Genomic DNA, 14,496 nt, shown 5'->3' on the forward strand with positions numbered 1-14,496 from the left:
TCGCCGACCATCTAAGGAGTTCAGGAAAATGGTCGCACTCGGACCCATTCACTCGTGGAAGCCGGCAAATGGCCCGGTTACCACCTGGACGGCTTCGACCGCGAGTCGCGCCCTCATGCGGCAGGCGGATCGAGACGACCTGTCACCCAGCTTCCAGCAGGCCCAGCATCTGCGCGCCGCTTTCTACGGTGCGGCGCTCGGCCGTCGACTACCTCGGCTCATGGTGGTGTCGTGGGACATCCCGGGCGTGTGTGACATCGTGGCGATGACCGAAGCGATCAATGCGCACGTGCGTCGTCATGACACCTACCACAGCGCGTTCGAGTTCGAGAACGGCAATATTTCTCGGCGCACAATTACCAACCCCGCAGAAATCGAATTCGTCCCGGTTTCGTACGGCGAAATGGATCAGGAACAGATTCAGACGCATACACTGACGACGACACCGGGCACCCTCGAATGGGACTGCTTCACATACGGCGTCATTCAAAAGGCCGACCATTTCACGTTCTACGCCAGCGTCGACCATCTGCACATCGATGGGATGTCCGCCGGCCTGATCTTCCTCGACATCCACATGATGTACCAGGACCTCTCACATGGACGGCCCACCATGCTTCCGGAAGTCGGCGGTTACCGCGGTTACACCGCCCGGCAGCGCGAGAACGTCGCCGCCATGACCCTGTCGTCGCCGGAGATCGAGGACTGGGTCGAATTCGCCCAGGACACCGACGGTGACTGGCCGAGCTTTCCACTGCCGCTGGGTGACACCTGGGCCAGCAGCAAGGGCGACTTCGTGACGGTGGAACTTCTGAACGAGGACGACACCGAGGCCTTCGACACTGCCTGCCGCGATGCCGGTGCACGGTTTTCCGGAGGAGTCCTGGCCTGCGCAGCGCTGGCCGAGCATCGAATCACCGGCGGGGACACTTACCACGCATTCACACCGTCGGATACCCGCACTGATGTTGCCGACACCATGAGCCTGGGCTGGTTCGCCAGTCTCTTCCCGGTCACCGTGCCGATCGGCGACGGCACGTTCTCCGAGATCGCCCATGCCGCACAGCAGTCGTTCGACGCCGGCAGGTATCTGGCGAACGTACCGTTCGAACGGGTGCTGGAACTGGCCCCGGTCGATCAGCTCGGCATCAAGCTGCCCAGCAAGCCCGGAATGATGGTGTCGTACATGGATTTCCGCAAGGTGCCCATCGCGGCATTGTGGGAGCAGACAAATTACGGCATTTACGGGGACAACCTGTCGCACGGCGGGATCAACATGTGGATCAACCGCCACGCGTCGCGGACCACTGTCACCGTCTCTTTTCCGGATACCGAGGAGGCGCGTCATTCCGTTCACCGCTACATCGCAGCCTTGAGTCACGCGTTCGCAGCCGTTGCCAAGATCACCGCTGACTGGATCGAAGAGCTTGCCCACCATGCCAATTCGAGCGACCAGTGCGCCGTGTGCGTTGGGAAGCGGTAATCACAATGAAGGGAAATGCGGAAATGACAAATGTATTGGATCTGGTCGACCAGACAGTTTTTCTCGGTGAGCAGGCCACCGGAGCCACGAGCGCGATTCAGTGCATGTGGATCTACGACCGGGCGATCGACATGGACGGTTTGCGGCGCTTCCACCGCCATCTGGCGCAGGGGCGACTCTCCCGTCGCATCGAGAAGTCGCCGTTGCCTTTCGGCCGCCATCGCTGGGTCGCACCGGGCGGCCGCCACGACATCGAGGTCGCGTCGCCGCGCCCGCGTGGTGAGTTCGACGCCTGGCTCGAGGAGCAGGCCAACACGCCCCTGGATCCCGAACGCGGCCCCGGGTGGCACCTGGCGGTCCTACCGTTCACGGACGGCGGGTCTGGCCTCAGTTTGGTCATCACGCATTGCCTCACCGATGGTGTCGGCCTGTGCCTGGCGCTGGCCGACGCGGCTGCCGGGCAGGACGATCCGATTACCTGGCCGCCCGCGGCATCACGCCGGCGGTGGCGCGCACTGCGTGAGGACGCTCGTCAGACCGCAAGCGATCTGCCCGCGGTCGGCCGCGCGGCCCGCGCCGCGGCGCGGATGGCCCGCAAGGGACGCGGTAATGGCAGCCCATCGGCGCGGGCATCGAAGGCGGCCGCAGCCACGGACGAACAGATCGTGCTGCCGACAGCGACGTTGTTCTTCGACATGAAGGAGTGGGACTCGCGCGCGAATTCGCTCGGTGGGACCAGCAACGGGCTGCTCGCGGGACTGGCCGCCGACGTGGCCCACCGCATGGGGCGGATCGCCGCGGGCGACGGCACAGTTGCCCTGTCGATCCCCGTCAGTGAGCGCACCGACGGCGATACCCGTGCGAACGCAGTGACGAATGTGGACGTCATCGTGGATCCGACACGGGCCAGCACGGAACTCGGGGATGTCCGTGCCGCCATCAAGCAGGCTCTGATCCGTCACCGTGATGTTCCCGACGAGCGGTGGGCGCTGCTGCCGATCGTCCCGCTGCTGCCCAAATGGGTGGTCCGAAGGATGGTCAACGTGGCCACCGGCAATAACACAAGCGTCATCTCGTCCAACGTCGGTGACATCGACCCCACGGTGAACCGGCCGGACGGCGCCGACGCCGACTACTTCACCGTGCGGTCGCTCTACCCGGGCGTCACCAAGGCCACTATGCACCGTGTGGGCGGCGTACTGGCACTCCTCTCGGGCAGAATCAACGGCCGCGTGTTCGTCTCGGCCCTGTCGTATCAGCCCGACCAGCCGAACTCGGTCGAGCTTCTGCGCGAGACGCTGTCGGACACATTCGACCAATTCGCACTCGCCCCGATGCCGAATGTTCGCGTGACCACAATGCGCAAAAGCGCGTGAATCGCTTTGTTCGCGACTAGTGCACACAAGCGCGCCATGCTCGCCGCCGAGCCGTAACTTCGAATGGGAAGCAACCATACCTCGACAGCAACAAAGGATTTCGCCGTGTTGAAGCAGGCCACTCCACCCAAGAGCTCACGACGCTTAGACGGCTTCTCGCTACTGGGACGCATCGTCGTGCGCGCCCCGTGGCTCGTCATCGCCACCTGGATCGCCGTGGTGGCGGTGCTGGCCGTGGCCTTCCCCGCGCTGACGAAGGTCGTGGAAGGCCAGACGGTACAGCCGCTGCCGGCACAGGCGATGGCCGCCACGGAGCAGATGGCCAAGGATTTCAACGAGTCTGCCCAGAACATCCTCGTCGTGGTGCTCACAGACGAGCACGGTCTCAGCCCCGCCGATAACGACGCCTACCGCGCGCTTGCGAGCAAGCTGCGCAGCGACACCAACGACGTGTCCGCGGTGCAGGACGTCGCCAGCAACCCGGCGCTGCGCCAGCTGATGGTCAGCGCCGACAACAAGGCGTCCTATATGGCGGTCACGCTCAAGGCGCCGGCTGGTTCCCCCGACTCTTCGCAGGCGTACCAGCGGATTACCCAGACCGTCAAGCAATCCACCGCCGGCTCCGCGGTCACCGCACACGTGACCGGACAGGCGGCGGTAGTCGGGGACATGTCCATCGTCACCGCCCGCGACATGCATATGATCGAAATCGCCACTGCCGTACTGGTGCTGGTCATCCTGCTCCTGATCTACCGACGACCAGTCACCGTATTGCTTCCGTTGATCACCATCGGCTTCACGGTCGCATCGGCTCAAGGGGTTGTGTCCGCGCTGACCCAGATCGGTCTCGAAGTGTCGGCCATGACGATCGTGTTGATGACCGCGATGATCGTCGGTGCCGGGACGGACTATGCGGTCTTTCTCATCAGCCGATATCACGAGTACATCCGCTCCGGCATCGACTCCGATGTGGCCGTGCAGAAGGCATTGACATCGATCGGCAAGGTGATCGCCGCATCGGCGGCCACCGTGGCCGTCACGTTCCTGGGCATGGTCTTCACGCGGCTGCCCGCCTTCACGAGTGTCGGCCCTGCGCTGGCGGTTTCGATCGCCGTCGCGTTCCTGGCCGCGATCACGCTGCTGCCCGCGATTCTCGTGCTGGCCGGCCGGCGCGGATGGGTCGCTCCCCGTGGGTCGCAGCCCGGCCGCTTCTGGCAGCGCTCGGCGATTCACATCGTCCGGCGCCCAAAGGCGCATCTACTGGTCAGCTTGACGCTGCTGATCGCGCTCGCGAGCTGCGCATTGTTGTTGCACCCGACGTACAACGACCGCATGCAGTTGCCCGCATCATCGGAGAGCAGCCTCGGGTTCAACGCCATGGCAGACCACTTCTCGACGAGCACGCTGCTGCCGGAGTACATCTACATCCACTCACCACACGACCTGAGGACGTCGCAGGCACTGGCCGACATGGAGCAGATGGCGCAGCGCGTGGCTCAGCTGCCCGACGTCGCCACGGTGCGCGGTGTCACCCGGCCGACCGGCCAGCCGCTGGACCAGACCAAGGTCAGCTATCAGGCCGGCGAGGTCGGTTCGAAGCTGCAGAACGCATCGTCGACGATCAGCGGGAAGAAAGGCGATCTCGATGCGCTCAGCGGTGGCGCACGGCAGTTGGCGAACAGCCTGGCGGGTGTGCGTGACCAGGTCGATCAGGCCGGCCGGTCGATGACGGCGATGTCGGGAACGCTGAACCAGGCACGTCAGCAGCTGAGCACCGTTGCCGCCTCCTATGCGAACAACGGCCAGTCCGCGGTCGACGGTGTGGTCACTGCTGCCGCCCCGATGCTGACCGCGTTGAACGACAGCGCCGAGTGCAGCGCCGATCCTACATGCAGCGCCGGACGCGCCGAGCTGCAGCAACTGGCCACGCCCGGCAACGGCCAGACCGGCGCATCCGACCGGAGTCTGGCGGATACCGTGCAACGGGTCAGCGCAATGCTGCAGTCGGCCGGCGTCACCGATCCAGCCGTCGCACAACACAAGGTCACCCAGATGGAACAGGGCGCCAACGCCCTCGCCGACGGCAGCAAGCAGCTGGCGGACGGCGTTTCGGTCCTGGTCGATCAGACCAAGCAGATGGGCGCCGGGATGAACCAGGCGGCGGGCGTGCTGATGTCCATCAAACGTGACGCCACGCAACCGTCGATGTCCGGGATGTACGTCCCGCCCCAACTCCTGACGACCAACGACTTCAAGAACGCCGCGAAGCTGTTCATCTCGCCGGACGGACATTCGACGCGCTACATGGTCGAGACGAAGTTCGATCCGTTCAGCACGGCCGCCATGGACCAGGTTCAGACGATCCTGAATACCGCGCGCGGCGCACAGCCCAACACGGCGCTGGCCGATGCGACGATCTCGATGGTCGGTACCACTCCGATGTACAGTGCCATGCGCAGCTATTACAACGACGACCTGCGACTGATCGTCATCGTGACGCTGGTTGTGGTCTTTCTCATCCTGGTAGCCCTTCTCCGCGCGATCGTGGCGCCCTTGTACCTCATTGCGTCGGTGGTGATCTCGTACCTGTCGGCCCTTGGGCTCGGCGTCGCGTTCTTCCAATTCATCTGCCATCAGCAGATCTACTGGAACGTGCCGGCGACGGCATTCATCGTCTTGGTCGCCGTCGGGGCCGACTACAACCTGCTGTTGATCACCCGCATCCGCGAGGAGTCCCGCAACGGCATCCGCTCCGGGATCATCCGCGCCGTGCATTCGACGGGCGGCGTGATCACCTCGGCCGGAATCATCTTCGCCGCCTCGATGTTCGGTCTGCTGTTCGGCAGCCTCTCCACGATGGTGCAGACCGGATTCATCATCGGCGCCGGACTGCTGATCGACACGTTCGTGGTGCGCACCATCACCGTGCCTGCGCTGGCCACGCTCGTCGGGAAGGCGAACTGGTGGCCGGCCAAGCCCCGCAAGCACTCTTAGAGCGGGAATTTGGCGAGAAGTGAACATCACCGCCTTCGTCGCGTTGGCGGCTGGCGCCCTGACGTATTCGCTCCTGCTGAACCCGGTCTCGTACGAACCGAGTGGGCCGTTCCGCTACACGACGGCATCGGTACCTGCATTCGTGGTCGCCGGATTGGTGCACTGCCTGCTGACCCGACTTGTGTGCAGCGGCTTGGAATGGGTGGATACGAATGGCGGACCGCTCCCCTGCCGCGGGTCTAGACCGAACGGCCGGCGCGGGCCCACAACGGCTGCTGCGGCAGTCAGTTGGCGCGGACCAGTTTGATGGCGGCGGCCTCGATGGCGTCCTCTGAGAGCAGCACCTCCAGAGCGGCGTCACCGAGCGGGATGAAGCTGTCGAGGCTGGCTACGCGGCCGACCGTGCCGGTGAATCCGTGCCCGAGCAGGGCTGCGAGGACGCCCTCCCCGACCCCTCCGGTTTCTCGGGTCTCGTCGACGATGAGTGCCTTGCCGGTAGCGGTGGCTTCTCGGATGATGTCGTCGACCGGCAGCGGCGCCAGCCACCGCAGGTCGACGGTTCGGGTGCTGATGCCCAGGCGGTCGAGTCGCTGTGCCACCCGCAGACTCATCCTCAAGCCGTTGCCGAATGTCAGCAGCGTCAGATCGGTACCGTCGTCATAGGTGCGGGCCCGGCCAATCGGCGCCTGCGGTCCGGCCTCGATGTGTGGGTAGTGCGCCAACCATCCTTCGTCGCCGTCGGCGTACAGGTCTCGTGTGTGGTACAGCGCGATGGGTTCGAGAAACAAGCAGACGGCGCCGCCCGCTGAGGCAGCTTCGACGCAGCTTCGCATCATGGCTGCAGCGTCGTCGGGGCGCGCCGGTGAGGCGATCACGACGCCAGGGATGTCGCGAAGCGCCGCTACCGAGTTGTCGTTGTGAAAATGCCCGCCGAAGCCCTTCTGATAGGCGTAGCCGGCGATGCGCACCACCATCGGATTGCGGTACTGCCGATCGGCGAAGAACTGCAACGTCGCCCCCTCGCCCCGGATTTGGTCAGCAGCGTTGTGCACGTACGCCAGATACTGGATCTCGGGTATCGGCAATAGACCAGACACGCCCGCGCCCAGCGCAAGACCCAAAATCGCTTGCTCGTCCAGCAGCGTGTCGAATACCCGCGCCGGGCCGGCCTTCGCCTGCAGACCGCGGGTGACCCCGTATACGCCCCCTTTTCGAGCGACGTCCTCCCCGAACAGCAGCGCCTCCGGGTGGCTGGCCAGCACCTCCTGCAATGCGCGGTTGATGGCCAGTGCCACGGTGAGTGCCGGATCGTCGCCGCGAACGCCGGTCCCCGGTGAAATCACCGGCCGGGTAGAGGCTGCTACCGCCTCTTCCAAGCCGACGCGCAGTGGTTCCATCACCTCCCAGGCACTGCCGAGTTGCGGCATCTCAGCAACCTCCGCGGCTATTTCGAGAACCTCCGACCGCTTGGCTTCGTAGCGCTCGAGCACCTCCGTCGACGTCAAGACGCCACTCCCGATCAGCGCTTTGGCGGTGCACAACACAGGATCACGCTCATAGTCGGCGGCGATCTCGTCCGGCTGGCGGTAGGCCTGCTCATAGTCCGAGCCCGCATGCCCCATGAGTCGCACCGTGCTCAGATGGAGAAATGCGGGTCGGCGCTGCGTTCGCACCCATTCGGCAGCGGCGGCGGTAGTGGCGAAGACATCGGCAAGGTCGGAACCGTCGGCCCGGAAGTACTCGAGACCGTCGCGGTTCGCATAGGTCCGCACAACCCATCCACAAGGAGTCTTCACACTGATCCCGATGCCGTTGTCCTCGCAGACGAACAACAGCGGCATCGGCAGGCCCTGATAAGCACAATGCATCGCGGTGTTGATGGCACCCACCGCGGTGGAGTGATTCACCGACGCATCACCAAAGCTGCAGACCGCCAGAGCGTCGCTGGGCCAAAGACATTTGATGTGCATCTTCTTGGCGCGCGCGATCGAAAAGCCACCCCGACCGCGCGCGGCAGGTGCGACGCGATGGTCGAGGTCTGCGGGATGATGCCGAGGTCGTGCCTGCCGAACACCTTGTGCCGACCACCCGAAATTGGTTCGGCAGTCGCGGCGACCAAACCGAGCAGCACATCGCGCAAGGGATCGCTGCCGCCCACTTGCGCTGCGCGGGCGAGGAAAAAACCGCCGGACCGGTAGTGCAGCAATGCTGGATCGGTCGGCCGCAGTGCCGCGGCGACCGCTGCGTTGCCCTCATGACCCGACGAGCCGATGGTGTAGTAGCCCTTGCCCTGCGAGCGCAGCCGGCGCGCTGCGAGATCGAGATGGCGGCTGCCGAGTTGCGCATCGAACAGGTCCGACCAAGCCTGCGAAGTCAGCGTGCTGTTCGAAACCGGCTGTGCATCAACGTCGGGCAACGCCGAGATGGTTGCCGTGAAATGGTCGTCAATCAACTCCGCCATCGCGTCTCTTTCAACTATCGGCGGTCAGCGGAATGCGGGGGCGCCCGTGAGGGCCTGGCCGATCATCAAGGTATGCATCTCGCTGGTGCCTTCATAGGTCAGCACGGATTCCAGATTGTTGGCGTGCCGCATGACCGGATACTCCGAGGTGATGCCGCTGGCGCCCAGGATGGTGCGGGCAGTGCGCGCAATGGTCAATGCTTCCCGTACGTTGTTGAGCTTGCCGAGGCTGACCTGCGGACCGGCCAGCCCCGCGGTGTCCTTGCGTCGGCCGAGGTATAGCGCCAGTAGGTAGCCCTTGACGTACTCAAGAGTCATGTCGGCGAGTTTCTGCTGAGTGAGCTGAAATTCCCCGATGGGGCGATCGAACTGCCTGCGGACGGAGGCGTATTCCAGCGCGGTGTCGAGGCAGTCGCGCGCGGCGCCGATGGCGCCGAACACGATGCCGAACCGGGCCTCGTTGAGACAGCTGAGCGGTGCGCGGAGGCTACTCGCTCCCGGCAGTCGCGCGCTGGAGGGCACCCGAACGTCGCCCAGCACCAGCTCGCTCGTGACGGAAGCGCGCAGCGACATCTTCGCCTTGATTGTGTGCGCGGTGAAGCCCGGCGTGTCCGTGGGGACAGCAAATCCCCGTATACCTTCATCGGTACGGGCCCACACAATGGCGATATCCGCGACGGATCCGTTGGTGATCCACATCTTGGTGCCATTGATGATCCAGTCGGTGCCGACTTGTACAGCACGGGTGCGCATCCCGGCCGGATCGGAGCCGAAGTCGGGCTCCGTGAGCCCGAAGCAGCCGATCTTTCGACCGGCGGCCATTTCGGGCAGCCACTGCCTCTTGTGTTCTTCGCTACCGAACGCATGGAGGGCGAACATCGCCAGCGATCCCTGCACGCTGACCAGCGAGCGGATACCGGAATCGCCTGCCTCTAGCTCGAGGCACGCCAGACCGTAGGCCACGGCGGAGGTCCCCGCGCAGCCATATCCTTTCAAGTGCATCCCGAGCAGGCCCAACTCGCCGAATTCGACCGCCAGTTCGCGCACCGGCAACTCGCCGTTCTCATACCAGGTGGCGATGTCGGGGGCGATGCGCCCCTTGACAAGCGCGCGCACGGACTCGCGGACCTGGCGTTCTTCGTCGTCAAGCATGTCGTCGACGGCGATCAGCGCATCGGGGCTGACAGGCGGGTTGAGGACCTGGGAATGTGTCACGGCGTCTCCTGAGTGGTGACTGCGGCGCCGGCTCAGCAGCAGCCCTGGGCGTGTGCACCGACGACGACGGCGGGCCGCTCGGCTTCCTGGACGCCGACCGGGCCACGCCAGTTCACCGAGCGGCTCGGCGGCGGGGTCTGTTCACTGCGGGTGTGTACCAGCGGAACACCGTCGACGAGCACGGTGGCGATTCCCGGAAGATCGCCCAGTGCAAAGCATTCCAGCCCGTCACGCGCCATCGATCCAGTGATCGGACCCAGCACCAGCAGATCGGCCGGCATGCCCTCAACCAGTACGCCGGTGCACATTCCGTGCGCTTTGGCCGTCTGTCCAGTTGCCGCGGCGACGGCAACCAGCGGGTCGACGCCGCACACCGATGACAGGAAGCAGATGTTGCGCAGCATCCCGCGGGGGATGACGCCGGTTCCCCCCGGAGTGTCGGTGCCGAGGGTCAGGCGATCCAGCTGGGCACGGGCTGTCAATTCTTCGACGACGAGTTTGGTCGCCCGGTAGTTGTTCGAGCTGCACACCTCGAGCTTCGCCGACGGAAGTTCGGCCACGATCGCGACGATCTCCTCATCCGGCGCGGGGATGGGGCCACCGGAGATGTGCCCCACGATGTCGGGCTTCACGCTGGTAACCACTTCCCGCCCGGCCACTCGGCTGGAGCCCGATCGCGACACGCCGCCGGAATGCATCTTGACCGTCATTCCGCGTTCGTGCGCCCAACGGACATAACGCTGAGCCTCGCCGTCGCCCAACCGGTTCCAGTCGTAGAAGATGAACTTCACCTGATCAATGCCCTCGCGTTGAGCCCGATCGAAATGCTCTTCGGTCATGCCTGGGACCAGAAGCACCGTTCCAGCGTTGACCTTCACCCCGGAAGGCCGCATCCGGCCGGTTGTGTGCTTGGACGTGATGGCGATGCTCAACACCAGTTCCGGGCTCAGCGCGTCGAATGCCAGGCCCGGAATGTGCAGTTCTCCTGCGGACACCATCGACGTGGTGCCGCCATGCAAGTAATTGTGGATCCAACCGATGGAATCTTGAGCGGGCGTCCACTCCCCGAAGGTGGGGTGCACGTGCCCGTCGACTAGTCCGGGCATCACTGTCAAGCCGCCGGCCGACAGCACGAGGTCCGGTGCGGCGTGGCTTGTTCCAATGCCGGCGACGACACCGTCCTCGATGACGAGACATGTGTCTCGCAGCGGAGCGATCGCGCTGTCGCCGTGCACGAGCATACCGATGTCTTCCACCAGCAGCGTGGTCACTCGCGTCTCCTCGATTCAGCTTGGAAACCCGATCCGGTCCGGATCGGGTGATGGAACTAGTTGGGCGCCTCAGCGGCGTCCAGCACGGCCCGCACAATGCCCTGGTATCCCGTACAGCGGCAGATGTTGCCCGACAGCGCTTCTCGCACTACGTCCTCGGTGAGTGGCTTCTCGGCATCGGTGTCGCGCAACAACTCGACCGCGGTGACAAGGAATCCCGGCGTGCAGAATCCGCATTGCAAGCCGTGTCTCTCGGAGAGTGCGCGGCGCAGCCGGGCTGTCTCCTCGAACTGATCCAGTCCTTCTACGGTGTCGACCCGCAACCCGTGGGCTTGGACGGCGAGCGTCAGGCAGGCGCGCGCACTTCGCCCCTCGATGAACACCGTGCAGGCACCACAGACTCCGTGCTCACACCCCAGATGCGTTCCCGTGAGGCCGAGTTCGTCGCGCAGGAAATCAGCCAGTGTCAGCCGTGGCGGTACAGATCGTCGAAATTCGCGGCCATTGACGGTGACGGCCACCGCCACCGCCTGCGGAGTATCAGCAGCCGTCACGCGTCCTCCTGATCGTAGGTGAGGCGGCGTTCGGCCGCGGTCAACGCCTCAGCGAGCGCAATTGCGCAGAGCCGCCGCGCGTAGTCGGCGTCCTCGGCCGCCGGATCGGTACGAGCCGCCCAATCGTGAGCGAGGTCGGCCCACAGGCCAGGCGATGGTTCTGCACCGGTCGCATCGTCTCCGACGAACAGCAGGGGTCGATCCGCGGCCGAGAGCACCGCTGCCCGAATAGATGCCACTGTGCCGTCGGGGTGCAGCGTCAGCGTGCATCCGGCGCCGGCCAGTCCATAGTCCCCGTGCTGATGTGCATATTCGACGAATCCCCAGCCTTGATCGGCCCGATGCGCCGGAATCGAGATCCAGGTGATCATTTCGTGGTGTTCGAGCGCACTGGTGTAGAACGAGACGAACATGTCTTCTGCGGGGACCTGCCTGCGACCGGTCTTTGCCGAATCGACGTGCACGGTGGCACCGAGTACGAGCGTCGCCAGCGGCATCTCGGCGGCGGGATCGGCATGTGCCACTGAGCCGCCGACGGTACCCCGGTTGCGGATGCCGACATGGCCGATATAGCGCGCCGCATCGGCCATCAGCGGCGCTCGCGCAGCGATCAACGGGTCGACCTCCACCGTCCGGTGTGTGATCAAGGCACCGAGAACGAGATCATCCGTGTCGTCGAAGATTCGGCGCAATTCCGCCAACTCCCCGATGTCGACCAGTGTCGACGGCCGCGCCAGCCGCAGGTTCATAAGTGTCAGAAGAGACTGCCCACCGGCTAAAATCTTCGCGTCCGGATACTCGGCAAGCAGGTCGAGTGCCTCGGCGACGGAATTCGGCCGAAAGTACGAGAATTCCGCCGGTTTCACGATGCCTCCGCATCCAGAGCCCGGCACAGCAGACCGCTTGAGATCGGCGTGCTGTCAACGTGGATTGCGCCGTCCAAGGCATCATCAACCGCGCTGGCAACCGCAGCATAAACCGCGATGGTGCCGCTTTCGCCCGCGCCTCGGACGCCGAGCGGGTTGGACGGGGTGTCGACATACAGGTGTTCGACGGTCACCTGCGGGACGTCGGTGGTCAGAGGCAGATGGTAGGCGGCAAACGTGGTGGACTGCGGCTCACCGCGGTCTGAGTAACTCCACCTTTCGAACAGAGCCCCCCCGAGGCCTTGCGCGACCCCGCCGATGATCTGGCCTTCGACGACCCGCGGGTTGATCTCTCGCCCACCCTCGTGAGAAACGGCATAGCGCAACACCTTCACCAATCCGGTGCGGCGATGCACGCCGAGAACGACCGCATGCACACCCATCGTCCAGGTCACCGTGGATACCCGGAACACGGTGCTCACCTCGAGCGCGCCACCTTCATCGTCGCCGCCTGTCCTTTGAGCCGCGGACAGGTCGTCCCAGCCGATGGAGCGGCCAAGGGTGTGGAAAGCCCCGTCGGCATACCAGATCTCGGTCGAACCGAGCAAGGCGTGGGCGCGTACGCAAGCGAGGTCAATCAGCTCGATCGCGGCCTGATGGACGGCTGATCCGGCCAGTATCGCCGATCGGCTGGCGAAGGTGCCGACGCCGTCGGGCAACCGCTCGGTATCGGCGGCCACGTAGTGCACCCGGTTCATCGGTACGGCGAGCGCGTCAGCGGCGACCTGCGCGAAGGTTGTCTCATGGCCCTGCCCTGCCGACGCGGCACCGGCAGTAAGCTCGAACTCTCCGTTCGACAGCAGCCGCAGTCTCGCGGTCTCGTGCGGACCCCGGCCGGTCGCCTCCAGATACGACGACAGGCCATAGCCGATTCGATAGTCGGGATAAGCTGCAGCACAACGGTCTGCCGCGGCGGGCGGTAGCGAGGTCAGCACCGAGTCGAGACAGGCCCGATAGTCGCCGCCGTCGTACACGATGGGCACCCCGTCGCGATACGGGATCGGCCGCGAATAGGGCAGATCGTCGGAACTCAGTAGATTCCGGCGGCGGATCTCGACGCTCGAGAGACCAAGCCGGCGCGCTGCCGCGTCCAGGCTGCGCTCGAGCGCAAAGGTCGCCTCCGGTCGGCCAGCGCCGCGGTATTGGGCGACCAGGGTCTTGTTGGTCAGCACCGCGCGGCCCTCGATATGCACGGCAGGTATTCGGTAGGGGCCCAGCAGATGGATGGCGGTGTTGGCGACGATTCCCGCGACCCAGAGACTTCCGGCACCGATATCGACGACGAAATCGTCGGCCCACGCCAGGATGCAGCCGTCGTCATCGACTGCAAGTCGGGTTCGGTGCACCTGGTCGCGCCCCTGAGCGCTGGCGATCAGGTGCTCTTGACGGTCTTCCAGCCAGATCAACTTGTAGCCGGTGTGCCGAGACAGCACCGGCATCACGATCTCTTCGGCGTAGACATTGGCTTTGGTCCCGAACCCGCCGCCGACATCAGGCACCGAAACCTTGATGTCCTCCCTGGACCAGCCTGTCACCTCGCATATGGCGTTGCGGACCATATGCGGCACCTGGGTGGACGTCGACAGTTCCACCCGCTGTCGGCGGGCGTCGAATTGCACTGCCACACCACGGCACTCGAGTGGCACCGCGCCGTGCCGGTTCATCCGGTAGGTGCCCTCGACGACGCGGTGCGTGGCGAAAACTGCGTCGGGTTCACCGAAGGAGAACTCGATCCGGGCAGCCTCGTTACTGTCGAGGTGGTCGAACAGCACCGGCGCGGACGGATCGAGGGCAGTCAGCGGATCGGTTACCGGCGACAGCGGCTCATAGTCGATCACGATGGCTTCCAGCGCGTCTTCGGCGCGGTACCGGTCCTCGGCGATGAGAACCGCGATGGGTTGGCCGACGTAGTACACCCGGTCGGTGGCCAGAATCGGCAGTCTTTGTTCAGCGAGCATGCACGACGTCGCCGCGGTGAATGCCGGCTCCGGCCTGGTCAGCTCGGGAATCGGGGTGTTGGCCAGGCCGAGGTCTTCCGCGAAGAAAACACCGAGCACGCCAGGCATTTGATCGGCGAGCGAAGTGTCTACACGGACGATTCGCGCGTGCGCCTGATTAGATCGCACGAACGCCACGTGGTAGGCACCTGCAGCGTGATCGGCCAGGAAGCGACCCTGTCCGCCGAGCATGCGGTCGTCTTCGCGACGCCGCACCGA

Annotated in this window: 8 protein-coding genes and 1 pseudogene; 3 read left to right on the forward strand and 6 right to left on the reverse strand. The window is 64.9% G+C overall.

What is annotated here, in order from left to right; all coding sequences use genetic code 11:
• The first annotated feature begins 28 nt into the window (after positions 1-28).
• From ACVWWN_RS31640 to ACVWWN_RS31650, 3 genes are all read left to right on the forward strand, one after another.
• Positions 29-1,483 (forward strand): condensation domain-containing protein, encoded by a 1,455-nt coding sequence (locus ACVWWN_RS31640; protein WP_457147374.1) that lies wholly within the window; start codon positions 29-31, stop codon positions 1,481-1,483.
• 23 nt (positions 1,484-1,506) lie between these two features.
• Positions 1,507-2,859, forward strand: coding sequence for a hypothetical protein (locus tag ACVWWN_RS31645; protein ID WP_457147375.1), 1,353 nt, complete (start codon positions 1,507-1,509; stop codon positions 2,857-2,859).
• 105 nt (positions 2,860-2,964) lie between these two features.
• Positions 2,965-5,853 carry an MMPL/RND family transporter gene (locus ACVWWN_RS31650; RefSeq protein ID WP_457147376.1) on the forward strand — a complete coding sequence of 963 codons (2,889 nt, stop codon included), beginning with the start codon at positions 2,965-2,967 and terminating at the stop codon, positions 5,851-5,853.
• 284 nt (positions 5,854-6,137) lie between these two features.
• On the opposite strand, the pseudogene ACVWWN_RS31655 reads toward ACVWWN_RS31650, so the two are convergent.
• From ACVWWN_RS31655 to ACVWWN_RS31680, 6 genes and pseudogenes are all read right to left on the reverse strand, one after another.
• Positions 6,138-8,314 (reverse strand): annotated as a pseudogene (locus ACVWWN_RS31655) (thiamine pyrophosphate-dependent enzyme).
• Between the two features lie 24 nt (positions 8,315-8,338).
• Positions 8,339-9,466, reverse strand: coding sequence for an acyl-CoA dehydrogenase family protein (locus ACVWWN_RS31660; RefSeq protein WP_457149354.1), 1,128 nt, complete (start codon positions 9,464-9,466; stop codon positions 8,339-8,341).
• Positions 9,467-9,561: 95 nt separating this feature from the next.
• Positions 9,562-10,800 carry an amidohydrolase family protein gene (locus tag ACVWWN_RS31665; protein WP_457147377.1) on the reverse strand — a complete coding sequence of 413 codons (1,239 nt, stop codon included), beginning with the start codon at positions 10,798-10,800 and terminating at the stop codon, positions 9,562-9,564.
• Between the two features lie 56 nt (positions 10,801-10,856).
• Positions 10,857-11,354 carry a (2Fe-2S)-binding protein gene (locus tag ACVWWN_RS31670; protein WP_457147378.1) on the reverse strand — a complete coding sequence of 166 codons (498 nt, stop codon included), beginning with the start codon at positions 11,352-11,354 and terminating at the stop codon, positions 10,857-10,859.
• Positions 11,351-12,220, reverse strand: coding sequence for an FAD binding domain-containing protein (locus ACVWWN_RS31675; RefSeq protein WP_457147379.1), 870 nt, complete (start codon positions 12,218-12,220; stop codon positions 11,351-11,353). Before ACVWWN_RS31675 ends, ACVWWN_RS31670 begins: the two co-directional genes overlap by 4 nt.
• Positions 12,217-14,493 carry a xanthine dehydrogenase family protein molybdopterin-binding subunit gene (locus ACVWWN_RS31680; RefSeq protein WP_457147380.1) on the reverse strand — a complete coding sequence of 759 codons (2,277 nt, stop codon included), beginning with the start codon at positions 14,491-14,493 and terminating at the stop codon, positions 12,217-12,219. The genes ACVWWN_RS31675 and ACVWWN_RS31680 overlap by 4 nt, the downstream gene beginning before the upstream one ends.
• Positions 14,494-14,496: the final 3 nt, after the last annotated feature.

Source organism: Mycobacterium sp. URHB0021, from assembly GCF_054057895.1.